The organism is Streptomyces malaysiensis subsp. samsunensis (assembly GCF_024519315.1).
In the GTDB taxonomy this organism is placed as follows: domain Bacteria; phylum Actinomycetota; class Actinomycetes; order Streptomycetales; family Streptomycetaceae; genus Streptomyces; species Streptomyces malaysiensis.
In genome coordinates this window covers 68,353-93,626 of sequence record NZ_JANIIC010000038.1, presented here as the reverse complement: position 1 = coordinate 93,626, position 25,274 = coordinate 68,353, and the positions used below count along the sequence as shown (strand labels likewise).

Here is a 25,274-nt window from a genome sequence, read left to right as displayed (position 1 = left end):
AGAGCCCCGCTCAGCGGCTTCAGGACCCCGCTCGGCGGCTCCGGGACCCTGCTCAGCCCCGCTTGAGGACGAAGTAGCCGGAGGTGGAGCCGAGGGGCGTGTAGGGCGTGCCCGGGTGGAGCTGCCCCGCGTAGTCGAGCACCTGTCGCTCGGTGCGCTCCGGCGGCTCCTGGAGGGCTATGTAGTCCGGCTGTATGCCGCGTGTGGCGCCGACCCACAGCACCCGGCAGCGGCTGGTCAGCCGGCTTATCGGCCCGACGTTGGCCTCCACCGTCGCCCCGTCCGGGATCCGGTCCAGCAGCCGCTCGACCGCGCGGGTCTGCGACGGCCTGTCGTACGTGGCGCCCTGGGTGAGGCCGTACAGGGGCATCGAGGACGACAGCGCCAGGGCCGCCCCGCACACCGCGGCGGGCAGCTGGCGGGCGTACGAGGCGAGCCAGGGCCGGCGGGTGTCGCGGACCCGGTCCAGGGCGTCCACCAGGGCCAGCAGGACGACCGGCATCAGCACCGCGCTGTAGTGCCAGTCCGTGCCCCAGTAGTGGTCGTCGTGGGAGAGGAAGCGCCAGCCGAGGGTGGGCACGGCGGCCAGCAGCAGCGGGGAGCGCAGCGCCAGCAGACCCGTGGTCGGCAGCAGGATCCACAGCAGGGTGCGCAGCGCGGTGGCGAAGGGGACGGTGCCGGTCTGCTCACCGCCGCTGCCGACCTTGTCCCAATAGTCGTACGAACCCCCGCCGTTGAAGCCGGGGATGACCACGCCGAGCGCGAGCGCCGAGACCACCACGCCGAAGCCCATCAGCGCGACGGCGAGCGGGACGGCGCGGTGGCCGCGCTCGGGGTCGCGCCGGGCGCGGAGCCAGATGACCGCGCCGATCGCGGCCACCGTGGCGCCCATGTCCTCCTTGACGAAGACCAGCGGGGCGGCCCACAGCATCGCCGGGTACCAGCGCCCGCGGATCACCGCCTCCAGGGAGAAGGCGATGAGCGGTACGGCGAAGCAGATCTCGTGGAAGTCGAAGTCCACGGCGCGCTGGACGCCCCAGGACACCCCGTAGGCGATGCCGATCGCGAGCCCCCGGCCGCGCCCCAGCAGCCGGGCGGCGACGCGGGTGACGGGGACGGCGGAGACGGCGAACAGCGCCGCCTGCGCGACGAGCAGGGTGACCGGGCCGGGGAAGAGCCGGTAGACGGGGCCGAGCAGCGCCGTGATGGGGCTGAAGTGGTCGCCGAGGATATTGGCGCCGGGGCCCTTGAGGTCGGCTATGGGGGCCTGGAAGTGCGCGTATGCCCGTATCGCCTGCTCGAAGATGCCCAGGTCCCAGGACATGGTGGCCATGCGGCGGTAGCGGCAGACCGACAGCGCCGTGAAGGCGGCGAAGAGGGCGAGGGCCAGCCAGTACGGATCGGCCCGCGGATGCCGCAGTACGCCTGCCCTCGTGAGAAGCCGGGTACGCCCCGTGGTGACGGCGGTCGCCCCCTCGGCGCCGGTGCCGGGCGGAGCGGTTGCGGCCGTGTCCATCCAGGGTCCTTATCGTGTGGGCGGTCTGTGCGAAAAGATACGCGAAGGGGGCGGGAAGGTTGCAGGGACGGTTTCGCATACCGATGCGGGGTTCTGCGGTGGTGCTGGCCGCGTTGCTGGCGGTCGGCGGCTGCAAGGCCGGTGACCAGGACGGCAAGGCCGGGGAGAAGGGCGGGGGCGGTACGAGCGGGCCCGCGGTGTCCGGATCGGCTCTCTCCGCTGTGGCCTCGCTCACAGTCAAGGGGCGTGCGCCGAAGACGGGTTATGAGCGCGATGAGTTCGGCAGCTCGTGGGTGGACACCGACGACAACGGCTGCGGGACCCGCGACGACATCCTCAAGCGGGACCTGAAGGACGTGAAGTTCCGCGACGGCCACTGCCTGGTCGCCTCGGGCACGCTCACCGACGAGCCGTACACCGGCCGCGATGTGCGGTTCGTCCGGGGCCGCAGCAAGGTGGACATCGATCATGTGGTCGCGCTGTCGGACGCCTGGCAGAAGGGCGCCTGGAAGTGGGACCGGGACAAACGCCTGGCGTTCGCCAACGATCCGCTCAACCTGATCGCCGTGGACGCCTCCGCCAACCGCCGTAAGGGCGATGGCGACGCGGCGACCTGGCTGCCGCCCAACACGGCGTACCGCTGCGACTATGTGGCGCGTCAGGTGGTGGTGAAGGAGGTGTACGGGCTGTGGGTGACCGGGGCGGAGAAGGCCGCGATGCGGCGGGTGTTGGGCGGCTGCCCCACCATGAAACTGCCCGCGCGCACCGGCGGCCGGTAGGCCCTGCCGGGTGGACGGCGGCCGGAGGCTGACCAAGACCGTGGTGAATCGTTGTCCAAGCAGTGGCCTAGGCCGCGCCGACTCCATACCATCGATCAACGCCAGATCGTTTGTCGCGCCGCACGATCTCTGCCGGGAGGCTCAATGATCCGCCGCCGTACTGCGCTCACCGTCTCCGCCGCGTCCGCGCTGCTGCTCTCCGCGCCTTTGCTCACCGCGTGCGGCGACGCTCCGCGGCCCGGCGCCGCGGCGGTCCTGGACGACGGCCGGATCACCGTGTCCCAGCTCCAGTCACAGGTCAAGGCCGTCCGGGAGGCGCAGGGCAATGACCCGAGGGCGGCTCAGATGGTCGCGGGCAGCGGCCGGCTGAGCCAGGACACGCTGATCCGGATGATCCAGTTCCGGGTGATCGAGCGGGCCGGTGAGGACAACGGGATCAGCCCCAGCCGCCGCGAGGTCCAGCGTGCCCGCGCCGCCGCGGAGAAGCAGAGCGGCGGGGGCACCGCCCTGCGCGCCCTGTATCTCCAGCAGGGCATCGCGCCCGACGGGATCGACGAGGCGGTCCGGATGGACCTCACGCGCAACGGCCTGCTGCGCAAGCTGGGCACCTCCAAGGTCAACGAGGTGTTCACCCAGACCTCCAAGGCGCTCCACATCAAGGTGAACCCCCGCTACGGAAAGTGGGACAACACCCAGGGCACCGCCGTCCTGGCCAAGGAGGCATGGCTGCGCACCTCCGGCGGTACCCCGGAGCAGGCGTAAGTTACGTTTCAGGGGTGACCGCACCTGACTCGCCCGCCCCCGCCGACGCCACCGCCCCCACCGGCCGCATCGTCCTGCTCACCACCAGCCACCGGGTGGCCCCCGGGCTGCTGTCCTGGCCCGCCTGGCAGGCGCTGCGCGGTGCCGACCGGGTGCTCTCCGGCGATCCGGACCATCCGCAGCTGCCGTATCTGCGGGAGGCGGGCGTCGAGGTGGAGCCGGGCTCCCCGGCCGCGCGCGAACTGGTCGACTACTGCCTGGCGGAGGGTGGCCGCACGGCCGTCGTGATCACCTCCGCCGAGGGCGAGTCCGAGCTGACCGACGGGCTGGCGCGGCTGGCCGGATCCGGCCGTGCGGCGATGCCGGACCTGGAGCTGCTGCCCGGTTCCTACGATCTGCCGGGCGCGCGGCTGCTCGATCTGGTGCAGGTCATGGACCGGATCCGCGCCGAATGCCCGTGGAGCGGCACCCGGACCAACGAGGAGCTGGTGAAGTACGGCATCGAGGAGGCGTACGAACTCGTCGAGGCCATCGAGGAGGGCGACCGCGAGGCGCTGCTCGAAGAGCTCGGGGACGTGCTGCTCCAGGTCGTCTTCCACGCCCGGATCGCCCAGGACGACCCCGAGCACCCGTTCTCGATCGACGATGTGGCGGGCGGCATCGTGGACAAGCTGATCCACCGCCATCCGCATGTCTTCGGCGACGAGTCCGCCGAGACCGCCGAGGACGTCCGGCGCCACTGGCTGCGGACCAAGGCGGCCGAGAAGCGGCGCGATTCGGTCACCGAAGGGGTACCGCTCGCTCAGCCCTCGCTCGCGCTGACCGCCAAGCTGGCCTTCCGCGCCCGTACGGCCGGTCTCGACGTGGCGCTGCCGGACGGCTCGGGCATCGGCTATGAGCTGCTGGCGCTCGCGGTGCGCGCCGAGGCGGACGGTGTGGACCCGGAGGCGGCGCTGCGCGCGGCGGCCCGCTCCTACCGTGACGCGATCCGGGCGGCGGAGGGCTGAGCGGACCGGCGGAAGTCGGCTGCGGGCTCAGGCGGCGCGGTAGGACGGCGCGGGGGCCGTGTGGTCCCGGAGGCCCGGGTGATATCCGGGCGGGTCCGGGTACCCGGCAGGGATGGATACGTACACCGAGGATCTCGCCGTGGCCCGGGACCTGCTGATCGGGACGGGTCCGTTCATCGTCGGTCTGGTGGTCGTCATCCTGTGCGTCGGGGCCGTGTGGTGGGGGATACGGCTACGGGCCCGTGAATCGGCCCCGCCCCAGCGGCCGCAGCCCCGCGCCGGTGCCTGGCAGAGGGCCCAGGAGGCCGACCACGAGGCCAGGGCGGCGGGCCACGGCCCGGGGCACCAGGACGACGGGGACCGGGTCGGCTATGTCACCCAGCACCGCGAGCCCGATGAGCTGGACCGGGACGGTGGCCGCCGCCGTCCGTACGAACTGGGCGGCTCCGGGACCCGGGACTCCGGCGAGGGCGGCGCGGAGACCCGGCCGACCTGGACCGAGGGCGGCAGCGGCTCGTTCGGCAACGGCTGAGCGGCGTGCACCCGGCACCGGGTGCCGGGGCGGCGCGCCGGGGCGGGCGTACGACGCGGGCCCGGCACCGGTGGTTTCCGGTGCCGGGCCCGCGGTCCGGTCGTGCGTCGGTCAGCCCCTGAGGGGCACCGGCTCCAGCGTGGCGCGGAAGTGGCGCAGGATCGGGGACTGCTCGGTGATCCGGAAGCCGTACACCTGGTCCGCGTTCTTGGCGATCTTCGCGAGCGTCTCACCCACGTGGTCGTAGTGGCTACGGGTGTAGACCCGGCGCGGCAGGGCGAGCCTGACCAGTTCGTACGGCGCGCTCTTCACCGGGTTTCCGTGTTCGTCCTCCTCACCGAGGTAGAGCGAGCCCAGCTCGGCCGAGCGGATGCCGCCCTCCAGGTAGAGCTGGCAGGCCAGGGCGTGGCCCGGGTAGTGGTGGGGCGGGATGTGCGGCAGCAGCCGTCCGGCGTTGAGGTAGAGCGCGTGCATACCGGGCGGCTCGACGATGTCCACGCCCGCGGCGCGGACCCGCTGGGCGAGGTGGGAGGCGATCCCGGCGCGCTCGGCGAGATAGCTCACCTCGGTCACCTCGGTCAGCCCCTGCGCCATCATGTCGAGGTCGCGTCCGGCCAGACCGCCGTAGGTCGCGAACCCCTCGGTGGCGATGAGGAGCAGCTCGCACTTCTGGGCGAGCTCCGGGTCGTTGGTGCCGATGAAGCCGCCGATGTGGACGATGCCGTCCTTCTTGGCGCTCATCATGCAGCCGTCGGCCAGCCGAAACGCTTCCTCCGCGACCTGCCGGGGGGTGCGGTCGCGGTAGCCCTCCTCATGGCGGGTGACCAGCCAGGCGTTCTCCGCGAACCGGGCGGCGTCCAGGAAGAGCGGAACCCCGTGCTGACGGCACAGCGCGGCCGTCCGCTTGAGGTTCTCCATGGAGACGGGCTGGCCGCCACCGCCGTTGTTGGTGATCGTCATGACCACCACCGCCACCCGGGAGCCCTCGGGCCCGGACAGCGTCCGGGCGAGCGCGTCCAGGTCGATGTTGCCCTTGAACGGGTCGGTGCTGTCGAGGTTCTTGGCCTCCGGACACGGCAGATCGCGCGCCTCGGCCTCGTTCAGCTCGACATTGGCCCGGGTGGTGTCGAAGTGGGTGTTCGACAGCACCAGATTGCCGCGCTCCAGCAGGGTGGTGAACAGCACCCGCTCCGCTGCGCGCCCCTGGTGGGCCGGGAGGACATGCGCATAACCGGTGAGCTCGGTGACCGTCTCGTGGAACCGGTAGAACGAGCGGGATCCCGAGTAGGACTCGTCGCCGGCCATTCCCGCGGCGAGCTGGGCGGCGGAGAGTGCCCCGGTGCCCGAGTCGGTGAGCAGATCGATGGTCACCTCTTCGGCACGCAGGTCGAAGAGGTTGTAGTTGACACGCTTCAGCGCTTCTTCGCGCTGCTGCCGTGTGGTGAAGGGTATCGGTTCGACAACCTTGATCCTGTACGGCTCCACGCTGACCGCTGCTCCTGTCTTCTGTTCGTTGTTCCGTGTCTCGGCGGATGTCACAGCCGTGCCCGCACCCGGTCGCGGGTGGGGAGCGTCTCGCGGGGCGGCCGTGTCTCGTACGCCTCGGAGGAGACGTAGACGGTCACCCGCAGCGGTCGGCCGCGCTGGTGGACCAGTGCCAGATAGGCGATCAGGCCCACACCGTCGCCGAGGGGGCGCGGGCTCACTGCCGCCAGCGCCCGGTCCAGGGCCGTACTGTCCATGCCATTGCCGCGCAGTACGGCCACTGCCCGCTCCCGTGCCTCGCCGTCGTGCCGGACGTAGTCGCGGACGGGCACGTGGAGGGTGTATCCGCTGGGCAGTCCGCTCGCCGTCTCCGTGAAGGAGTGGCAGGTGAGGGCGGGGCGTCCGGTGAGCCGGTCGGTGCCCTCGTCGTCGGCGCCGAGTTCCCCGGGGGCGGGGAGGTCGCCGGCGGTGCGGAAGAACTCCTCCAGCCCCTCCCGGCCCGGCGCGGGCGTCATCCTGGCGAGGGAGCCCGCTTCGGTGGGGGACAGGCCGGGGTGCTTGAGGTAGACCTTCACCCGTGGGGCGTCCCAGTCGCCGAGGTCCAGGGCGAAGAACGGGAAGCCCTCCGCCCGGGGCAGCGAGTCGAACGCCTGGTGATGGCCCAGCCTGGCCAGCGCCTCGCGGATCGTTTCGGCGGCCCGGTCGGCGCCGTTCGCCGAGGGGTTGAGATAGACCTTCACCCCGGGGACCCCGCCGGGGCGGAGCTCCAGAGCGCACCACAGGGCCATCGGGCCCTGGGGGGAGCCGGGGAAGAACAGGTCCTCGAGCCGGTCGAGCTGGTTGGTCGAGAACCCCCAGCGGTCCGCCATGGCGTGGATCGCCTGGAGACCGGCCCGGCCATTTTCGGCCAAGTCGTCGCCGCTGGAGCAACCCGGCTCCACCAGCACCCGCAAATCCGGAGTCCGGCCCGGCAGGAACGCCAGGGAGAACTCCACGGGGCTGTGGTCGTCGGAGAGAAAGGTTCGCGACGGGGGCGGCAGGGCCAACGGCCGTCCGGCCGAGGCCCCCAGACTCTCGATCAGCACCCCCCTGTAGGCGGCCGTATCGGCCTCGCTCAACCCCGCCACCTGGCACAGCTGGGTCAGCTGCCCCGTGGCGAGGTCACCGAGCAGCACCTCACCCGAACGGAAACCGTTCATCGAACCTCCCGCTGAATCGAGAGGAACGGCTGTTTGGGTTTGTGCGGCGGGAAAACCCGCTCTTCACGTCCCACGAGAAGATACCCGCCCGGTGGGGCGGGTATCTGGGTTCCTATCGCGTGTGCTTCCGCGAAATTAGGGTAGGTGTTCGATTGGCCGCAGGGGTGGGGGTGCGGTCGAGGTATGAGTGAAACCGCTGATCGTCGACCGACACTGATGTCGTCGGCGGCGGGAGACCTCACGACAGCTCCTCTTAGATTTTGGCCAACAAAAATTGCGCGATACTTCCTACCCGTCCTGTTGAGCATTCATGCGGTATGAAATAGGAACCCTGGTGTGACCTAGATCACGCCCTCCACCATGTGAGGAACGAACTCCACAAGCCGCCCCTCTCCTGCTTATTCTGGGCGTGGGCGCGATGATCGCCCGTGGGGATCTCCTGCCTGGTAACAGGCTGTTTATCCGTACGTATCGGAGTGAATCGGGCGGGCAGTGCGGTAAGCCCGCGGTTGAACGGGCCCGGACGCCAAGTGAGACTCGACTCCGGCACCGCGATTTCGATGTCCGGCAGCTTGTTGAGCAGTTTTTCGATGGCCACCACACCAATGAGCTGAGCGGTGTCCTTGGCCGGGCAGGCGTGCGGACCGGCGCTCCAGGCGAGGTGGGCCCGCTTGCTGAGCTGCTGCCGGGAGGCGGACAGGGCCGGGTCGGTGTTCGCGGCCGCGATGGAGACCAGTACCAGATCGCCGGCCCGCAGCCGGGTTCCGGCGAAGTCCACATCCGAAACCGGATAATGCGGAGCGTAGTTGGCCATCGGCGGGCTGTTCCACAGCACATCGTCTATGGCGTCCTCGACCAGCAGCCCGGCTCCCGAGTACCGCTCGTCGGAGAGCAGGAGCAGCAGTGCGTTGGCGATGAGATTCCGCTGGGGCTCGGCGCCGGAACCCAGCAACAGCACCAGCTGATGAACCATTTCTTCATCGTTCAGCTGGGCATGGTGCTGCATAAGCCAGGAGGTGACATCCTCCCCGGGCTGCTTGCGCTTCAGCTGGACGAGCTCGGCGACGCTCTGGCCGAGTACCTCGTTCGCCTTCTCCGCATTGATTCCGTCGAAAATCCCGGAGATACCGAAGATGACCCGGTCGCCGATCTCGGCCGGGCATCCGAAGAGTTCATTGAAAACGAACAGCGGCAGCAGCTTGGCGTAATCGTTGAGCAGATCGGCGGAGCCCCGGGCGAGGAACTGGTCCATCAGATATTCCGAGACGCGCTCGACATGGCGGCTCAGTCGATGCGCATCCACCCGGGCCAGGCTGTCGGTCACCGCCTGACGCAGCCGCATATGCTCGGCGCCATCGGTGAACATGCAGTTCGGCCGGTATTCCAGCAGCGGGACGACCGGATTGTCCCGACTGACCTTGCCTTCGTTGTAGTCGCGCCAGCGGCGCGAGTCCTTCCGGAAGGTGTCCGGATTCTGAAGCAGCTGGAGCGCCGCCGAGTAGTCGGTGACCAGCGTGGCCTCGACCCCCGGGGAGAGCTCTACCGGCGCGGCCGGGCCGTACGAGCGCATATACGTGTAGTAGGCACCCGGATCGGCGGCGAACTCCGTCCCGTACAGCGGCACCCGCTTGCCGCTGCCATGGGCGGGGCAGCCGGGTGGTGGCACCGCCGGAAAATCCGATTGCATGTTCATCAGGTGCTCCTAGCGGGTACGTTCCTGTAGGTAACGGACAAGCGTTATCAGCGCGTTGGCCGATGACTTCTCGTCACGTGCGTCACAGGTGACGATCGGGGTCTCGGGCAGCAGATCGAGCGCCTCGCGCAATTCCTCGTCGGGGCGGTCCGGTGTGCCGTCGAAGTGGTTGACGGAAATCGCATAGGGGAGCCCGTAGTGCTCCACCAAGTCGATCACCGGGAAGGACTCCTTGAGCCGTTCGGGATCGACGAGAATCAGTGCCCCGAGGGCGCCTCGGGTCATGTCCTCCCACACCTGGACGAAGCGTTCCTGTCCAGGTGTGCCGAAGAGATACAGGACAAGTCTGTCGCTGAGCGTGAGGCGACCGAAGTCCATGGCCACGGTGGTCGTGGTCTTGCCCCGGGTGCCCATGAGGTCATCGACGTGGGCTCCGGCCTGAGTCATCCGCTCCTCGGTGCGCAGCGGAGGGATCTCGGACATGGTGCCGATGAACGTCGTCTTGCCGACCGCGAAGTGCCCTACGACCAGGATCTTGGCCGCGATCTGCACCGCTTCGTTCAGATAGACGTCGTCATCCGAAACGGGCCTGGAGCCCATCCAGCACCTCCTGAAGGAGCGAAACATCGACAAGCTGCGCGGGAGGCGCGGGGGCGCGGGTGACCAGATATCCGTCCGTCGAGAGATCGGACAGCAGGACCTTCACGATGCCGATCGGAAGCCCCATATGCCCGGCTATCTCGGCAACCGAGAGGTAACCACCCGCGCACAGCTCCAAGAGCCTGCGCTTCTCCGGGTCGAGATGACCGGGTTGTCTCTGTTCGGACGCGGTGACCAGTGTGATCAGGTTGAACTGGTCATTCTCCGGGAGCCCTCGACCGTTGGTGATGACGTACGGTCGCACTAATTGAGCGGACTCGGGCTCCTGCTCGCCTGGTGCCGTCATGCCTGGATACCGGTGTTTTCGCGAGGTGGTGTGGTCAGCGCCTTGCCGAGCTGCCCGACAAGCTGCTGCATCCGGAAGGTGATGTCGGCCATGTCGACATCCGGAGCGGAGGAGACCGCCAGATAGGCGCCCTCACCCGCGGAGATGAGGAAGACCCAGCCACCGTCGAACTCGACCAGGGTCTGGCGCCACGTCATATGGGTGCCACCGCAGAAGCCGGCCATGGTGCGGCTCAGCGACTGGATGCCGCTCATCGCCGCCGCGACGGTGTCGGCCTCGTCCTTTGCGACCTCTTGAGAACGGGCCATCAGCAGACCGTCGGCGGAGACCAGGATCGCGTGACGAGCCCCTGGTACTTCCAGGGCGCTCTCAAGCATCCATGACAGGTCGTTGTTCACTGAGGATCATGCCCTTCCCTGTTCGGGTTTGATGCTGAGCGTCCGGACTGAGTGCCGCGCTGGAAGGCGCCCATGATCGAAGCGGTTTCCTCGCTCGTCCGGCCCTGGGCACCCTGGGCGTCCGTTCTGGGGACGATGGAAATCGCACCCTTGCGGCGACGTTTGGGCAGGCCCCCGGTGGTGGAACCGCTCACGGTGGAAGCACTCAAGGTGGAACCGCTCATATGCGGCTCGTCGGCCGCGTCGGGAACGTGGGTCGTCGGCTGCTCTTCCGGCTCGGGCATATTGGTCAGAAGGTCCTCGGGGAGAAGCACAACCGCGCGTACACCACCGTAGGGAGAGGCCGAATCGACGGACACCGTGAAGCCGTAGCGCGCGGCGAGCACACCGATCACCGCGAAACCGAACTGCGGCGGATTGCCGAGTCCTGTTACACCTGTGGCGTGCGTGGCCGAGAGCAGCTTGTCCGCCCGGTTCTTCTCCTCCTCGTTCATACCGACGCCGGCGTCGTCGATGATGACGCAGACGCCCTTGGGGACGGTACGAATGGTGATGTCGATCGGCGAGTCGGGAGCGGAGTAACTGGTCGCGTTGTCCAAAAGCTCGGCCAGCGCCAGTGCGACCGGCTCCACGGCCCGGCTCACCAGGGCGAAGTTGCTCTGCGAGCGGATCTCCACCCGGGTGTAGTGACGGATGCGGCCCTTCGCGCTGCGCACCACGTCGTACACCGAGGCCACGGCCCGCTGCCGGCCCAGCCAGCCGTCACAGAGCACCGCGATGGACTGGGCACGCCGACCGAACTGCGAGTTCATGTGGTCGATCTCCAGGAGGTCCTGGAGAAGCTGGTGCTCGCCGTACTTTTCCTGTGTCTTGGAGAGGGCCAGCTGCTGCTCGTTGGCGAGACCCTGAAGCGTACGCATAGCGGACTTCAGCGCGCTCTTGGTGGCTTCCTCGGCGCGACTCTGGGCGTCCTGCACCGCCTCGGCGTAATTGTTCTCGAGCTCGGCCGAGCGTTTCTCGAGCTCCGCCTTCTCCTGGCGCAGATTCGCCCGCGCCCTTCGCCCGCGGATAATGGCGGTTGCGGCGAGAGGCGTGCCAGCGATCAGGGCCCAGAGTGCTGGATCCTGTAGATATTGCGTCATTGAGACTCTCTTTAAACGACTAGACCGCCAGGGACTTTAGGGGGTGTGGTGCGTTTGCGTCTGGAATGGTCTGAGCGGCGGTAAGTCAGCGCCCGTACGGCGCCCGCGGGTTCCGGGGACATCGCACTCGTCTTGCCGACGGCAGCGCACAGGCGTCGGTGCGCCGGAACGGCTCCATATGCCCAACTGGCGGCATAATGCTCCTCAGAGTGGGGATCCTCTCGGCTGATGTGCCGGATCGCCGTGTGTCTTACGCGCCCTTGGCTCGCCTGGCAAGCGCGGTGATCGTATCACCGGTAACCCCGGTCTCCGCGCATGTGCCCCAGTCCCATTCGTTCATCTGACGTTGGCTCATATGCACCGCCAGTTCACTGCGTTGACCGACGTCAGGGCAGGTCTCGGGGGTTCGTACCAGGGCGGCGCGGGCATCCGCCGAACGGGGGCCTCAGCCATCAGATATCCGGGCATTCGACCCGCGCTGTGTGTGGATCGTGAAGGGTGTGTGGAGATGAATGGTGAATTCCGCTAGCCATTCATCCCGCTCATGACTCCTTTATTCGCTTTGTTTCGCTTATTCCGTTATTTCGCTCGTCTCCCGGTACTTCCGGCAGACCGGGCGGGGCGGGCCCTCGCCGGTATCGTCGGGGGGTGTCGGAACAGCCCTGTGACAGCTCCGCTCCCACCCTCTTCACCTGGGAGTTCGCCACCGATCCCTACCCTGCGTACGCCTGGCTACGCGACCACGCCCCCGTGCACCGCACCACGCTGCCCAGCGGTGTCGACGCCTGGCTGGTGACCCGTTACGCGGATGCAAAGAAGGCGCTGGCCGATCCCCGGCTCTCGAAGAACCCCCAGCGGCACAGCGCGGCGGCCCACGCCAAGGGCAAGGTGGGCATCCCCGGGGAGCGCAGCGCCGAGCTGATGACGCATCTGCTCAATATCGACCCGCCGGACCACACCCGGCTGCGGCGGCTGGTGTCGAAGGCGTTCACCCCGGGCCGGGTGGCCGAGTTCGCCCCCCGGGTGCGGACCCTCACCGATCAGCTCATCGACGCCTTCGAGGAGAGGGGAGAGGCGGACCTCATCCATGAGTTCGCCTTTCCCCTCCCTATCTATGCCATCTGCGATCTGCTCGGGGTGCCGCGGGAGGACCAGGACGATCTGCGGGACTGGGCGGGCATGATGATCCGCCACGGCTCCGGGCCCCGGGGCGGAGTGGCCCGAGCGGTGAAGCGGATCCGCGGGTACCTCGCCGAGCTGATCCACCGCAAGCGCGGCGATTTCGGCGAGGACTTGATCTCGGGGCTGATCCGGGCCAGCGACCACGGTGAGCACCTCACCGAGAACGAGGCCGCCGCGATGTGCTTCGTGCTTCTTTTCGCCGGCTTCGAAACGACCATCAACTTGATCGGCAACGGCGTCTACGCACTGCTGCGCAATCCGGAGCAGCGCGCCCATATGCAGCGGGCGGTGGAAGAAGGGGACGAGCGGCTGCTGGCCGCCGGGGTCGAGGAGCTGCTGCGCTACGACGGACCCGTGGAGATCGCCACCTGGCGGTTCGCCACCGAGCCGCTCACCCTCGCGGGGCAGCGCATCGCCGAGGGCGAGCCGGTGCTGGTGGTGCTCGCCGCCGCCGACCGGGACCCCGAGCGGTTCGCGGCGCCGGATGTCCTCGACCTCACCCGCCGGGACAATCAGCACCTCGGCTACGGCCACGGCATCCATTACTGTCTGGGCGCCCCGCTGGCCCGGCTGGAGGCCCGGACCGCGATCGGCACCCTGCTGCGGCGGCTGCCCGGACTGCGGCTCGCGGCCGATCCGGAGGATCTGCGATGGCGCGGCGGGCTCATCATGCGCGGGCTGCGCACGCTTCCGGTGACCTGGAATTCCACCGGCGGCTGAGGGCCCAAGCCCCGTACGGCGCGACATAGGTGACGAAACATCAGCCGTGTGACCTCGGCGTGACCTGGGATACATCCGCTTGTGATGATCGAGGGCCCTCGCTATGTTCACCGGCAAACCGAGTCGCCATAGCGCCTAGGAGAGGTCAATCGCATGCGTTCCGGTAATGGTCGACACCGTCGCCCTCGTCAGGTCCCGGCCATCATCGTCGCGGCGGGGGTCACGGGGGCGGGCCTCGCCATCCCCCTCTTCGGGGCGGCCGGCGCACAGGCCGCCCCGGCCGCCACCTGGGACCAGGTCGCCGAGTGCGAGAGCGGCGGGATGTGGAGTGCCAACGAGGGCAACGGCTTCTACGGCGGGCTTCAGCTGACCCTCGACATGTGGAAGCGGTACGGCGGCACGGAGTACGCCCCGCGCCCCGACCTGGCCAGCCGCTCCCAGCAGATATCCGTCGCCGAGGCGATCCTCGGCGACCGTGGCCCCGACGCCTGGCCGAGCTGTGCGCTGGGCGCCGGGCTCGCCGATGACGCCGGCGCCCCCGATGTGGACCCCGGCGGTGCGGCCACCCCGGACCCGGGCACGGGCCGCGGCGGGGACGAGCCGGGGGACCGGGGGCAGGACGGCTCCTCCTCCCCGTCGCGGGACGGTTCGGAGACATCCGGCAATACCGATAAGACGGATGAGCCGGGCTCGACCGAGGGGTCCGAGGCGCCCCACGCCTCCAAGTCCCCCGACGGGCGGGACGGCTCGGAGTCGGATCGCCGGGCCTCGGACGGTCCGGAGTCGGACGGTCCGGAGTCGGGCGGCTCCGACCGCGCGAAGGCGCCCTCGACGACTCCCTCCGCCGGCCCCACGTCCTCCGGCCGCCACCGCGGCGCCCCGGACGCAGGGGAGCGGGCCGATGACGGCGGTTCGTCGGACGCCCGGCCCTCCGGGCGCCATGCCTCGCGCGAGGCTTCGGACCGCGAGCAGAGCCCCGCGGGTGACGATTACACCGTTCGCCCCGGTGACAACCTGTCAGGGATCGCCGAGCACCGGAACGTGGCCCGGGGTTGGGAAGGGATCTACGAAAACAACGAGGACCTCATCGGGGTCGACCCCGACCTGATCATCCCTGGTCAGCGACTTGACCTCACCATCAGGGAGCAGTGATTCGGGGGGAATTGCCCGATCTGGTTCCCGTGAGACATGCATCTCGTCACAATATCCGGGCCGTACCCCGTGTCCGATCTCTCCTCGCCTGGCCCACCTGCGTCGATGTGGGCCGGGTGAGATCAATTACATACCCATTCGCTCCGCTTGGGGTGTTTGAACGTTCTCGGAAGGTGTGTTTACCGTTTTTCCGCTCGCCACCGCGGGCACCGCCGATCGTCACGCCGAATCCTGCCGGCGGTCGGGGGGAACCGACGCGTCAGCGCCGAAGGCAGGAGCGGGGGACCCAAGGTAGGTGCCGAGTGGCCTGTGGACACGGGCTTGTCGGCTAGGGGTGAAGCCGGGCGCGACCATCGCGACCGGCCGGGCAACTCACGTCCGAACCCGACAGCTCACCTCGTAGGCGTCGGTGAGGAAACGAACCAAACATGCTCAAGTCCAACGGGAAGCACCGCCGCCCCTCCAAGGCCACCCGTATCGCCGCACTCACCGGTCTCGCCGGTGCCGCCGTGGCGGCGCCGCTGATCGGGGCGACCTCCGCTTCCGCCGCCACCACCTCCCAGTGGGACCAGGTCGCGCAGTGCGAGTCCGGCGGCAACTGGTCCATCAACACCGGCAACGGCTACTACGGCGGCCTCCAGTTCTCGAGCTCCACCTGGGCCGCCTACGGCGGCACGGCCTACGCCTCCACCGCGGACAAGGCGAGCAAGGCCCAGCAGATCCAGATCGCCGAGAAGGTCCTCGGCAGCCAGGGCAAGGGCGCCTGGCCGGTCTGCGGTACGGGCCTGACCTCCGGCGGCAGCCCGTCCGCGCCGTCCGCGCCGTCGGCGCCGTCCGGTTCGCAGGACCAGTCCTCGGCCTCCACCAAGTCGGCCCCGGCCGCCAAGCCGGCCCAGCCGAAGGCGGAGCCCCGCACCGCGCCCGAGCACGCCGCGCGCCAGGAGACCCGTGGCCCGATCAAGAAGGGTGACGGCGAGTACAAGGTCAAGTCCGGCGACACCCTCGGCAAGATCGCCAAGGCGCACGATGTCAAGGGCGGCTGGAAGAAGCTCTTCAAGCTGAACAAGGACATCATCGAGAAGGCCGACCTCATCTTCCCGGGCCAGCAGCTGCACCTCCGCTGAGCCACGGCCACGGATACGGCTACGGCCTGAACGAGCCCCGGCCGAACGTGCCGCCCCGACGGCACGTTCCGCCGGGGCTCACGCATTCCCCGGAAATCCGGATATGTAATCCGGAATCTCGTTTTTTGTGTCACGCCCCCGTCTCGTGGGGCGGGCGAACGCGGGGCGCAGCCCTCCCGGCCCGTTAGGCTCGTGCTGCTACCGCAGACCCATACGAAGGAGAACCTCGTGCCGTCCATCGACGTCGTCGTAGCTCGCGAGATCCTCGACTCGCGAGGCAACCCCACGGTCGAGGTCGAGGTCGGCCTCGACGACGGCAGCACGGGCCGTGCCGCCGTTCCGTCCGGCGCCTCCACCGGCGCCTTCGAGGCCCTCGAGCTCCGTGACGGCGACAAGAACCGCTACAACGGCAAGGGCGTGGAGAGGGCCGTCCTCGCCGTGATCGAGCAGATCGGTCCCGAGCTGGTCGGCTATGACGCCACCGAGCAGCGGCTGATCGACCAGGCGATGTTCGACCTGGACGCCACCCCGGACAAGTCCTCGCTCGGCGCCAACGCGATCCTCGGTGTCTCCCTCGCCGTCGCGCACGCCGCCTCCGAGGCGTCCGACCTCCCCCTCTTCCGTTACCTCGGCGGCCCGAACGCCCATCTGCTGCCGGTCCCGATGATGAACATCCTCAACGGCGGGTCGCACGCCGACTCCAATGTGGACATCCAGGAGTTCATGATCGCCCCGGTCGGCGCGGAGTCCTTCTCCGAGGCCCTGCGCTGGGGCACCGAGGTCTACCACACCCTGAAGTCCGTGCTGAAGGAGCGCGGTCTGTCCACCGGCCTCGGCGACGAGGGCGGCTTCGCGCCGAACCTCGGCTCCAACCGCGAGGCCCTCGACCTGATCCTCGAGGCGGTCAAGAAGGCCGGCTACCAGCCGGGCCAGGACATCGCGCTCGCGCTGGACGTCGCCGCGTCCGAGTTCTACAAGGACGGCACCTACCAGTTCGAGGGGCAGTCCCGCACCGCCGCGGAGATGACCTCGTACTACGCCGAGCTGGTCGACGCGTACCCGCTGGTCTCCATCGAGGACCCGCTGAACGAGGAGGACTGGGAGGGCTGGAAGACCATCACCGAGCAGCTCGGCGACAAGGTCCAGCTGGTCGGCGACGACCTCTTCGTCACCAACCCCGAGCGGCTGTCCCGCGGTATCGAGAGCGACACCGCGAACGCCCTGCTGGTCAAGGTCAACCAGATCGGCTCGCTGACCGAGACCCTGGACGCCGTCGAGCTGGCCCAGCGCAGCGGCTACAAGTGCATGATGTCGCACCGCTCCGGTGAGACCGAGGACGTCACCATCGCCGACCTGGCCGTCGCCACCAACTGCGGCCAGATCAAGACCGGCGCCCCGGCCCGCTCCGAGCGGGTGGCCAAGTACAACCAGCTGCTGCGCATCGAGGAGATCCTCGACGACGCCGCGGTGTACGCGGGCCGTTCCGCCTTCCCGCGCTTCAAGGGCTGAGCGGACACGTCTGACACCCGTCCCCGGCTGCGGTCCCGTACCGTGGCCGGGGACGGCGTTACTCGAAGCGAAGTCATCACCGGGGAGGCGACGTGCCGGCGGATCGCGAACGGTTCTCCACCGCGACCAGGCTCAAGGCGCTCGGCGAGCACGCCGCCGCCCGGGTCTACCGCGTGCGGACCAAGCGCCGCCGGGGCCGGCTGACCGGCCGGGCGGCCCTGCTCGCGCTGGTCGTCTGCTCCCTCGTCGTGGCGCTCGCCTATCCGATGCGGCAGTACATCTCCCAGCGCTCCGACATCGCCGAGCAGCGGCGCGAGGCCCAGCGGGCCCGTGAGGACGTCAAGCAGCTGCGGGAGCAGAAGGCCCGGCTGCGCGACCCCGCCTACACCGAGCGGCAGGCCCGGGAGCGGCTGCACTTCCTGATGCCGGGGGAGACCGGCTACAGCGTGGTGGACGGCAGCGGCTCCGCCGAGCGCTCCACCGACCAGGGCGCGGCCGGCCGGCCCTGGTACACCAACCTCTGGGACGCCGTGGACACGGCGGACGCGGCGGGGGCGGCCGGCGCGGCCCGCTGAGGCGCCGCGCCCCGGCCACCGGCGCACCCGGTGACGAATCGAAACGAAGAAGAAGAACTTCCCACTCATGGATACGCCCCCGCCCCAGACGGAGCCCACCGCGCCCACCGACGCGGACATCCACGCCGTACGGGAGCAGCTGAACCGGGTGCCCCGGGGTCTGCGTGCGATCGCGCACCGCTGCCCCTGCGGCAATCCGGACGTCGTGGAGACCGCGCCGCGGCTCGAGGACGGTACGCCCTTCCCCACCCTCTACTACCTGACCTGTCCGCGCGCCGCGTCCGCGATCGGCACGCTGGAGGCCGGGGGCGTGATGAAGGAGATGACGGCCCGGCTGGCCACCGATCCCGAACTCGCCGCCGCCTACCGCGCCGCCCACGAGGACTACATCGCGCGCCGCGACGCCGTCGAGGTGCTCCAGGGCTTCCCCAGCGCGGGCGGGATGCCGGACCGGGTGAAGTGCCTGCACGTCCTGGTCGCCCATGCGCTCGCGGCCGGCCCCGGGGTCAATCCGCTCGGGGACGAGGCGCTCGCGATGCTGCCGGAGTGGTGGCGCAAGGGACCGTGTGTCGGCCCCCGCGGGGCCGAGGACGCGAGCCGGGAGGAGAGCGCATGACCCGCGTCGCCGCCGTGGACTGCGGCACCAACTCGATCCGGCTGCTGGTGGCCGACGCCGATCCGGCCACCGGGGAGCTGATCGAGCTCGACCGCCGGATGAAGATCGTCCGGCTGGGCCAGGGCGTGGACCGCACGGGCCGGCTGGCCCCCGAGGCACTGGAGCGCACCTTCGCCGCCTGCCGCGAGTACGCCGAGGTCATCCGGGAGCTGGGCGCCGAGCGCGTCCGTTTCGTGGCCACCTCCGCGTCCCGCGATGCCGAGAACCGCGAGGAGTTCGTGCGCGGGGTCATGGAGATCCTGGGTGTCGAACCGGAGGTGATCACCGGGGACCAGGAGGCGGAGTTCTCCTTCACCGGGGCCACCAAGGAGCTCATGGGCCGGTCCCATGTGCCCGGGCCGTATCTGGTGGTGGACATCGGCGGCGGTTCGACGGAGTTCGTCGAGGGCGGCGAGGGGGTGCGGGCGGCCCGCAGCGTGGACATCGGCTGCGTCCGGCTGACCGAGCGCCATCTGGCGGTGGACGGCCGGATCACCGATCCCCCGACGGAGGATCAGATCGCGGCCATAAAGCGCGATGTCGACACGGCGCTGGACCTCGCCGAGCGGACCGTGCCGCTCACCCGCGCCTGCCGTCCCGCGGACGGCCACGCCCTGGTCGGGCTGGCCGGTTCGGTCACCACGGTGGCCGGGATCGCGCTGGGCCTGGCGGAGTACGAGTCCTCCGCGATCCACCACTCCCGGATCACCCTCGACCAGGTCCGCGAGATCACCGGCAAGCTGCTCGGCTCCACCCACGACGAGCGGGCAAGGATCCCGGTGATGCATCCGGGGCGGGTCGACGTGATCGGAGCGGGGGCGCTCATCCTGCTTTCGATCATGGAACGGACCGGTGCCGAGGAGGTCGTGGTGAGCGAACATGACATCCTCGACGGGATCGCCTGGAGCATCGCCTGAGCGGGTGGAATAACGTATGAGCGGCCCCGGAACCCCCTTCGGGGGCCCTCCGCGAGGCCCCTCCGGGAAAGTTCGTGAAACTCTTCACATGAAAAAGGCGCCTGGTGGCCGCCCGATGCGGCGCTCCGGGGCGGTTTCGGTGACCGGGGCCCATAACTGACCGGATCGTGAGGTGTCGGGGAGGTGTCGCGGACCCCTGTGCGGGGTGCGTGGTCTACTCCCGCGTTCAGTCACAAGCCCTGCTCAGGGGGGCCGGGAACGTGTGAATCCGGCCAGTGGTTCCGCCCCGTTCGTATGGTATCCAGCACGGGGGCGGCGGAGTGTAGCAGATACCTCCACCATGCTTGTGAAGGGGCTCACGAGGTGCCCCCCTGGGGGTGCTGGATACTCGAATCATGAGCACCACGGAGCGTCCCAGGATCCTCGTTGTAGGCGGTGGGTACGTAGGCCTGTACGCGGCGCGCCGCATCCTCAAGAAGATGCGGTACGGCGAGGCGACCGTCACGGTCGTCGACCCCCGCTCGTACATGACGTACCAGCCCTTCCTCCCCGAAGCTGCTGCCGGCAGCATCTCCCCGCGCCACGTCGTGGTTCCGCTGCGGCGCGTGCTCCCCAAGGCGGAGGTCCTCACCGGCCGAGTGTCGACCATCGACCAGGACCGCAAGGTCGCCGTCATCCAGCCGCTCGTCGGCGAGACGTACGAGCTGCCCTTCGACTACCTGGTCGTCGCCCTCGGCGCGGTCTCCCGCACCTTCCCGATCCCCGGTCTCGCGGAGAACGGTATCGGTATGAAGGGCATAGAGGAGGCCATCGGCCTGCGCAACCACGTCCTCGAACAGCTCGACAAGGCCGACTCCACCACGGATGAGGAGATCCGGCGCAAGGCGCTCACCTTCGTCTTCGTCGGCGGTGGCTTCGCCGGTGCGGAGACCATCGGCGAGGTCGAGGACATGGCCCGTGACGCCGCCAAGTACTACCCCAATGTCAAGCGCGAGGACATGCGGTTCGTCCTCGTCGACGCCGCCGACAAGATCCTCCCCGAGGTCGGCCCGAAGCTGGGCAAGTGGGGTCTGGAGCACCTCCAGAAGCGCGGTATCGAGGTCTACCTCGAGACCTCGATGAACTCCTGCATCGACGGCCATGTCGTCCTCAAGAACGGCCTGGAGGTCGACTCCAACACCATCGTGTGGACCGCCGGCGTCAAGCCCAACCCGGCGCTCGCCCGGTTCGGCCTGCCGCTCGGCCCGCGCGGCCATGTGGACACCGCCCCGACCCTCCAGGTCCAGGGCTCCGACTACATCTGGGCCGCCGGTGACAACGCCCAGGTCCCGGACCTCGCCGTCGGCGAGGGAGCCTGGTGCCCGCCGAACGCCCAGCACGCGCTGCGCCAGGCGAAGGTCCTCGGTGACAACGTGGTCTCCGGTATGCGGGGCTTCCCGCAGAAGGAGTACAAGCACGCCAACAAGGGTGCCGTCGCGGGACTGGGCCTCCACAAGGGCGTCGCGATGATCGTCTTCGGCAAGATGAAGATCAAGCTGAAGGGCCGTCTGGCCTGGTACATGCACCGTGGCTACCACGGCATGGCCATGCCGACCTTCAACCGCAAGATCCGGGTGGTCGCCGACTGGACGCTGGGGATGTTCCTCAAGCGCGAGGTCGTCTCGCTCGGTGCCATCGAGAACCCCCGCGAGGAGTTCTACGAGGCCGCCTCCCCGGTCAGCGCCGCCGCCGTGGCCAAGCCGTCGGTACCGGCCGAGAAGGCCAAGGCATCCTGACCACCGGCCGGATACCCGGCCGGATCCGTACGACTGACGCCGAGGGCGTCCGCCATCCGTGGGGCGGACGCCCTTACGTCTGCCCTCGGACGCCCTCCGATGGCGCGCTTTTGAAGCTGTTTTGCCGATTCCAGACGTGTCGGCGGGACTGCGCAGCCGCTTCCATGGTGTTTACGTGGTGAGTGAATCTTCTTGACTCGCCATCATGGAGGTGCGAAATGGCCGACGCCGCTGGGCGGATCGCCACCCTGGCCGAGGAGGTGCTGGGAACCCCTCTCCCGATCCGCGTCCGCGCCTGGGACCACAGCGAGACCGGTCCGCCCGGTGCCCCCACCCTGGTGATCAGGCGCCGCAGGGCGCTGCGCCGGCTGCTGTGGCGGCCGGGCGAGCTGGGCCTGGCCCGTGGCTGGGTCGCCGGGGACCTCGATGTCGAGGGCGATCTGTACGAGGCCCTCGACCGGCTGTCCGGGCTGCTGTGGGAGCGCGGCCCCGCCGGCCCGCCGCGGTCCCGGCTCCGCACCGGCCTCCAGGCGCTGCGCGACCCCGCGCTGCGCACCGCCGCCCGGCGGCTGATCGCGCTCGCCGGTCCGGGGCTGCCGCCGACCCCGCCCCGTGAGGAGGTCCGTACCTCCTTCGGCCCGGTGCACTCCCTGCGCCGCGACCGGAAGGCCATCAGCCACCACTACGACGTCGGCAACGACTTCTACGAGCTGGTGCTCGGCCCCTCGATGGTCTACTCCTGCGCCTACTGGGACGGGCCGGACTCCACCCTGGAGGAGGCCCAGCGCGCCAAGCTGGACCTGGTCTGCCGCAAGCTGGCCCTGAAGCCCGGTCAGCGGCTGCTGGACGTGGGGTGCGGCTGGGGCTCGATGGTGCTGCACGCGGCGCGCGAGTACGGGGTGAGCGCCGTCGGTGTCACGCTCTCCGAGGAGCAGGCGGCGTACGCCCGTAAGCGGGTCGCGGACCAGGGGCTGACCGACCAGGTGGAGATCCGGGTCCAGGACTACCGCGAGGTCCCGGACGGGCCCTACGACGCCATCTCCTCGATCGGCATGGCCGAGCATGTGGGCGCCGTGCGCTACGCCGAGTACACCGCCATCCTGTACGGGCTGCTGCGGCCCGGCGGGCGGCTGCTGAACCATCAGATCGCCCGGCGCCCCCAGCCGGACGAAGAGGCGTACCACGTGGACGAGTTCATCGACCGCTATGTCTTCCCGGACGGTGAGCTCGCCCCCGTCGGCCGGACCGTCACCCAGCTGGAGGCGGCGGGCTTCGAGGTGCGCGACGTGGAGGCCATCCGCGAGCACTACGCGCTCACGCTGCGCCGCTGGGTCGCCAACCTGGAGCGGTCCTGGGCGCGGGGCATGCGGCTGACCTCCCCGGGGCGGGCCCGGGTCTGGCGGCTCTACATGGCCGCCTCCGCCCTCTCCTTCGAACGCAACCGGATCGGGGTCAACCAGATCCTCGCCGTCCGCACCCCCGAGGGCGGGGCCTCGGGACTTCCGCTGCGAGCCCGCGACTGGCGCTGATCCGCGGCCGCAACGCGAACGTCCCCGTCCGCCCCGAAGAGGGGCGGACGGGGACGTTCCCGTGTCCGGCTCGCCGCTACTCGGCCTTGATGGCCATCAGCATGTTGAGCTTGGAGGCCCGCCGGGCCGGCCACAGCGCCGCGATGACGCCCACGAGCGCGGCCATCAGCAGGAAGAGCCCCATCCGGCCCCACGGCAGGACCAGCTCGTAGGTCGGCAGTCCGGTGGCGACCAGCTCACCGGCCGCCCAGCCGAAGAAGACGCCGAGGCCGAGGCCGAGCACTCCGCCGAAGAGCGAGATGACCAGCGACTCCAGCCGCACCATCCGCTTGATGCCGCGCCGGTCCAGGCCGATCGCCCGCAGCATGCCGATCTCCTTGGACCGCTCGAAGACCGACATCGCCAGGGTGTTGATGACACCGAGCACCGCGACGATCACGGCCATGGCGAGCAGCCCGTAGAGCATGTTCAGCAGCAGGGTGAAGATCATGGCGATCTCGTCAGAGATGTCCTGCTTGGTCTGGATCTTGATCGCCGGGTTCTCGCCGAGCGTCTTCTTCAGGAGGTCCTTGTTGGCCTCCGTCGCGCCGCCCTTGGCCTTCAGCATCACCTGGGAGTCGGCGACGGTGGCCATGTGCGGGCTGATCGTGGCGCTGTCGACCATGACGCCGCGGATCATCTGGTTGCCCTCGTAGACACCGCCCACGGTGAGCCGGCCCTTGCGGCCGTCCTCGTAGGTCACCGGGATGGTCGAGCCGACCTTCCAGCCGTGCTCATCGGCGATCTTGTCGTCGATGAGCGCCTTGGTGCCCCCGAGCGCGGTGAACGAGCCCTCGGTGATGTCCACGTTCACCAGGTTCTGGATGGCCTTGGGGTCGACACCGGTCAGGGAGTCGGAGTCGCCGGCGATCCGGGCCGGGGAGGCGCGCAGCGGGCTGATCGAGGTGACCTCGGGCAGCTTCGCCAGGGTCTTGGACACCTCGGGCGACAGCGGCCGTGCGCCCCCGCCCATGCTGACCACGAAGTCGGACCTCAGCCCGTCGGCGGCCATCTTGTTGATCCCCTGCTGGACGCTGCCCGCGATCACCGTCATACCGGTGATCAGGGTGAGGCCGACCATCAGGGCGGAGGCGGTGGCGGCGGTACGGCGCGGGTTGCGCACCGCGTTCTGCCGGGCCAGCTTGCCGGGCATCCCGAAGATCCGCAGCACCGGGGAGGCGGCCGCGATCAGCGGCCGGGACAGCAGCGGGGTGAGCACGAAGACGCCGATCACCAGGACGGCCGCGCCGAACGCCATCGGGCCCCGGCCGTCGCCGCCCATGCCCGCACCGGCGACCACCAGGGCGATACCGCCCGCGGCGAGGATCGTGCCGATGGTGTTGCGGACCACCAGACCGCGGGTGGTCGGCGCGGCGTGCACGCTGTTCATCGCGGCGATCGGCGGGATCTTGGCGGCGCGGCGGCCGGGCAGCCAGGCGGAGAGCACGGTCACCACGACGCCCACGAGCACCGAGACCAGCACCGTGGTCGGCGCGACGATCAGCGGACCGTCCGGGACGTTGGCCCCGGTGGAGTTGAGCACCGAGCGCAGCGCGGCGCCGATGCCGATACCGGCCACGAGGCCCACCACGGCCGCGATGGCGCCCACGATGGTGGCCTCGATCAGCACCGAGCGGGTCACCTGACGGCGGGTCGCACCCACCGCGCGCATCAGGGCCAGCTCCCTGGTGCGCTGGGCGACCAGCATGGAGAAGGTGTTGACGATGATGAAGATGCCGACGAAGAGCGCGATCCCGGCGAACACCAGCATCATGGTCTGCATGCTGCTCATGCCCTGCTCGATCGCCTCGGCCTGGTCCTTGGCGAGCTTCTTGCCGGTGGTGGCCTTGGCCTGCTCGGGCAGGATCTTGTCGATCGCGGACTTCAGCGTCGCCTGCGAGGTGCCCGCGGCGGCCTTCACATCGATCTCGTCGAACTGCCCCGGCTTGCCGAACAGCTTCTGAGCGGTGGCCGTGTCGTACAGCGCGAGGGTGCCGCCGGCCGCCACATTGCCGTCGTCGGTGGTGAAGACGCCGACGACCTTCTCGGTGCGCACCGGGCCGTCGACGGACACCCGGACGGAGTCCCCGGCCTTGTAGTGGCCGCGCTCGGCGGTCCTGGAGTCGAGCGCGACCTCACCGATGGCCTTGGGGGCGCGCCCCTCGGTCATCGTGTACCGGGAGTCCTTGCCGTCGGGGCCCGGGTAGTAGTTGCCGCCCTGGCTGGAGAAGCCGCCGCCGATCAGGTCGCCCTTCTTGTCGGCGACGGCGGAGTAGCCGTTCACGACGCCGTAGGCGGAGGCGGCGCCGGCCGCCTTGCCCGCCTGGTCCAGCAACTGCTGGCTCAGCCGGGGCGCGTCACCGGGGTTGGCCGCGTCGTCGTCCTCCTTGTCCGGGGCGATGGCGACGTCGACGCCCTCGTAGCCCTTCTGAGAGCTCTTCTGATAGGCGTCGGAGATGGTGTTGGTGAAGACCAGGGTGCCGGCCACGAAGGCCACGCCGAGCATCACGGCGAGCACGGTCATCAGCAACCGGGCCTTGTGCGCAAGCACATTGCGCAGGGCTGTACGGAACATGAGGTGTCAGTCCTGAAGGGTGGTGTGGGGAGGTGCGGGGCGGCGATGGCGAGTGAAACCGAG

Annotated in this window: 22 protein-coding genes and 1 riboswitch; of the genes, 13 read left to right on the top strand and 9 right to left on the bottom strand. The window is 69.5% G+C overall.

The window, feature by feature from the left end; all coding sequences use genetic code 11:
- Nucleotides 1-52 precede the first annotated feature (52 nt).
- Entirely contained in the window at nt 53-1,516 is a 1,464-nt protein-coding gene (locus tag NQU54_RS29140) for a DUF2079 domain-containing protein (RefSeq protein WP_257633656.1), read from the bottom strand.
- A gap of 83 nt (nt 1,517-1,599) precedes the next feature.
- On the opposite strand from NQU54_RS29140, the gene NQU54_RS29135 reads away from it, so the two are divergent.
- The 4 genes from NQU54_RS29135 (at nt 1,600) to NQU54_RS29120 (ending at nt 4,596) form a co-directional block, all read left to right on the top strand.
- Complete coding sequence (locus tag NQU54_RS29135) at nt 1,600-2,295, top strand: HNH endonuclease family protein (RefSeq protein ID WP_257633655.1); 696 nt, start codon at nt 1,600-1,602, stop codon at nt 2,293-2,295.
- A gap of 144 nt (nt 2,296-2,439) precedes the next feature.
- Nucleotides 2,440-3,057 carry a SurA N-terminal domain-containing protein gene (locus NQU54_RS29130; RefSeq protein WP_079257924.1) on the top strand — a complete coding sequence of 206 codons (618 nt, stop codon included), beginning with the start codon at nt 2,440-2,442 and terminating at the stop codon, nt 3,055-3,057.
- Nucleotides 3,018-4,064 carry a nucleoside triphosphate pyrophosphohydrolase gene (locus NQU54_RS29125; RefSeq protein WP_306279161.1) on the top strand — a complete coding sequence of 349 codons (1,047 nt, stop codon included), beginning with the start codon at nt 3,018-3,020 and terminating at the stop codon, nt 4,062-4,064. Before NQU54_RS29130 ends, NQU54_RS29125 begins: the two co-directional genes overlap by 40 nt.
- A 112-nt stretch (nt 4,065-4,176) precedes the next feature.
- Nucleotides 4,177-4,596, top strand: a complete 420-nt coding sequence (locus NQU54_RS29120) for a DUF6479 family protein (RefSeq protein WP_100807012.1) — start codon at nt 4,177-4,179, stop codon at nt 4,594-4,596.
- Nucleotides 4,597-4,707: 111 nt separating this feature from the next.
- Here the strand turns inward: NQU54_RS29120 and NQU54_RS29115 are convergent, their stop codons facing one another.
- From NQU54_RS29115 to NQU54_RS29085, 7 genes are all read right to left on the bottom strand, one after another.
- Nucleotides 4,708-6,081 carry a tryptophanase gene (locus NQU54_RS29115; RefSeq protein ID WP_167501987.1) on the bottom strand — a complete coding sequence of 458 codons (1,374 nt, stop codon included), beginning with the start codon at nt 6,079-6,081 and terminating at the stop codon, nt 4,708-4,710.
- A gap of 50 nt (nt 6,082-6,131) precedes the next feature.
- A complete protein-coding gene (locus NQU54_RS29110) occupies nt 6,132-7,280 on the bottom strand; it encodes a tryptophan dimethylallyltransferase family protein (protein WP_257633653.1) in 1,149 nt (382 codons plus the stop codon).
- Nucleotides 7,281-7,626: 346 nt separating this feature from the next.
- Entirely contained in the window at nt 7,627-8,973 is a 1,347-nt protein-coding gene (locus NQU54_RS29105; protein WP_069873431.1) for a cytochrome P450, read from the bottom strand.
- A 9-nt stretch (nt 8,974-8,982) separates the two neighbouring features.
- The gene (locus tag NQU54_RS29100; protein ID WP_257633652.1) at nt 8,983-9,573 is read right to left on the bottom strand and encodes a GTP-binding protein; all 591 of its coding nucleotides are present in this window, start codon (nt 9,571-9,573) and stop codon (nt 8,983-8,985) included.
- Entirely contained in the window at nt 9,548-9,919 is a 372-nt protein-coding gene (locus NQU54_RS29095; RefSeq protein WP_069873427.1) for a DUF742 domain-containing protein, read from the bottom strand. Before NQU54_RS29095 ends, NQU54_RS29100 begins: the two co-directional genes overlap by 26 nt.
- The gene (locus NQU54_RS29090; protein WP_069873425.1) at nt 9,916-10,317 is read right to left on the bottom strand and encodes a roadblock/LC7 domain-containing protein; all 402 of its coding nucleotides are present in this window, start codon (nt 10,315-10,317) and stop codon (nt 9,916-9,918) included. The genes NQU54_RS29095 and NQU54_RS29090 overlap by 4 nt, the downstream gene beginning before the upstream one ends.
- A complete protein-coding gene (locus tag NQU54_RS29085) occupies nt 10,314-11,459 on the bottom strand; it encodes a sensor histidine kinase (protein WP_069873423.1) in 1,146 nt (381 codons plus the stop codon). Before NQU54_RS29085 ends, NQU54_RS29090 begins: the two co-directional genes overlap by 4 nt.
- A 648-nt stretch (nt 11,460-12,107) precedes the next feature.
- Here NQU54_RS29085 and NQU54_RS29080 point away from each other — a divergent pair.
- The 9 genes from NQU54_RS29080 (at nt 12,108) to NQU54_RS29040 (ending at nt 22,597) form a co-directional block, all read left to right on the top strand.
- On the top strand, nt 12,108-13,361 hold the full coding sequence (locus NQU54_RS29080) for a cytochrome P450 family protein (protein ID WP_257633651.1): 1,254 nt from the start codon (nt 12,108-12,110) through the stop codon (nt 13,359-13,361).
- 153 nt (nt 13,362-13,514) lie between these two features.
- Nucleotides 13,515-14,513 (top strand): transglycosylase family protein, encoded by a 999-nt coding sequence (locus NQU54_RS49415; RefSeq protein WP_306279160.1) that lies wholly within the window; start codon nt 13,515-13,517, stop codon nt 14,511-14,513.
- A 253-nt stretch (nt 14,514-14,766) separates the two neighbouring features.
- Nucleotides 14,767-14,934: riboswitch (cyclic di-AMP (ydaO/yuaA leader) on the top strand.
- A gap of 7 nt (nt 14,935-14,941) precedes the next feature.
- On the top strand, nt 14,942-15,637 hold the full coding sequence (locus NQU54_RS29070; protein ID WP_257633650.1) for a LysM peptidoglycan-binding domain-containing protein: 696 nt from the start codon (nt 14,942-14,944) through the stop codon (nt 15,635-15,637).
- A gap of 228 nt (nt 15,638-15,865) precedes the next feature.
- On the top strand, nt 15,866-17,146 hold the full coding sequence (gene eno / locus NQU54_RS29065; protein ID WP_257633649.1) for a phosphopyruvate hydratase: 1,281 nt from the start codon (nt 15,866-15,868) through the stop codon (nt 17,144-17,146).
- A 92-nt stretch (nt 17,147-17,238) separates the two neighbouring features.
- Nucleotides 17,239-17,721, top strand: a complete 483-nt coding sequence (locus NQU54_RS29060; RefSeq protein WP_069873413.1) for an FtsB family cell division protein — start codon at nt 17,239-17,241, stop codon at nt 17,719-17,721.
- A 67-nt stretch (nt 17,722-17,788) separates the two neighbouring features.
- Nucleotides 17,789-18,337, top strand: a complete 549-nt coding sequence (locus tag NQU54_RS29055) for a DUF501 domain-containing protein (RefSeq protein WP_167501982.1) — start codon at nt 17,789-17,791, stop codon at nt 18,335-18,337.
- Nucleotides 18,334-19,293, top strand: a complete 960-nt coding sequence (locus NQU54_RS29050; RefSeq protein ID WP_079257916.1) for a Ppx/GppA phosphatase family protein — start codon at nt 18,334-18,336, stop codon at nt 19,291-19,293. Before NQU54_RS29055 ends, NQU54_RS29050 begins: the two co-directional genes overlap by 4 nt.
- A gap of 395 nt (nt 19,294-19,688) precedes the next feature.
- Nucleotides 19,689-21,068: an NAD(P)/FAD-dependent oxidoreductase gene (locus NQU54_RS29045; RefSeq protein WP_257633648.1), complete on the top strand. Its 1,380-nt coding sequence runs from the start codon at nt 19,689-19,691 to the stop codon at nt 21,066-21,068.
- Between the two features lie 218 nt (nt 21,069-21,286).
- Nucleotides 21,287-22,597 (top strand): SAM-dependent methyltransferase, encoded by a 1,311-nt coding sequence (locus NQU54_RS29040; protein WP_257633647.1) that lies wholly within the window; start codon nt 21,287-21,289, stop codon nt 22,595-22,597.
- 76 nt (nt 22,598-22,673) lie between these two features.
- Here the strand turns inward: NQU54_RS29040 and NQU54_RS29035 are convergent, their stop codons facing one another.
- Complete coding sequence (locus NQU54_RS29035) at nt 22,674-25,211, bottom strand: ABC transporter permease (RefSeq protein WP_257633646.1); 2,538 nt, start codon at nt 25,209-25,211, stop codon at nt 22,674-22,676.
- Nucleotides 25,212-25,274: the final 63 nt, after the last annotated feature.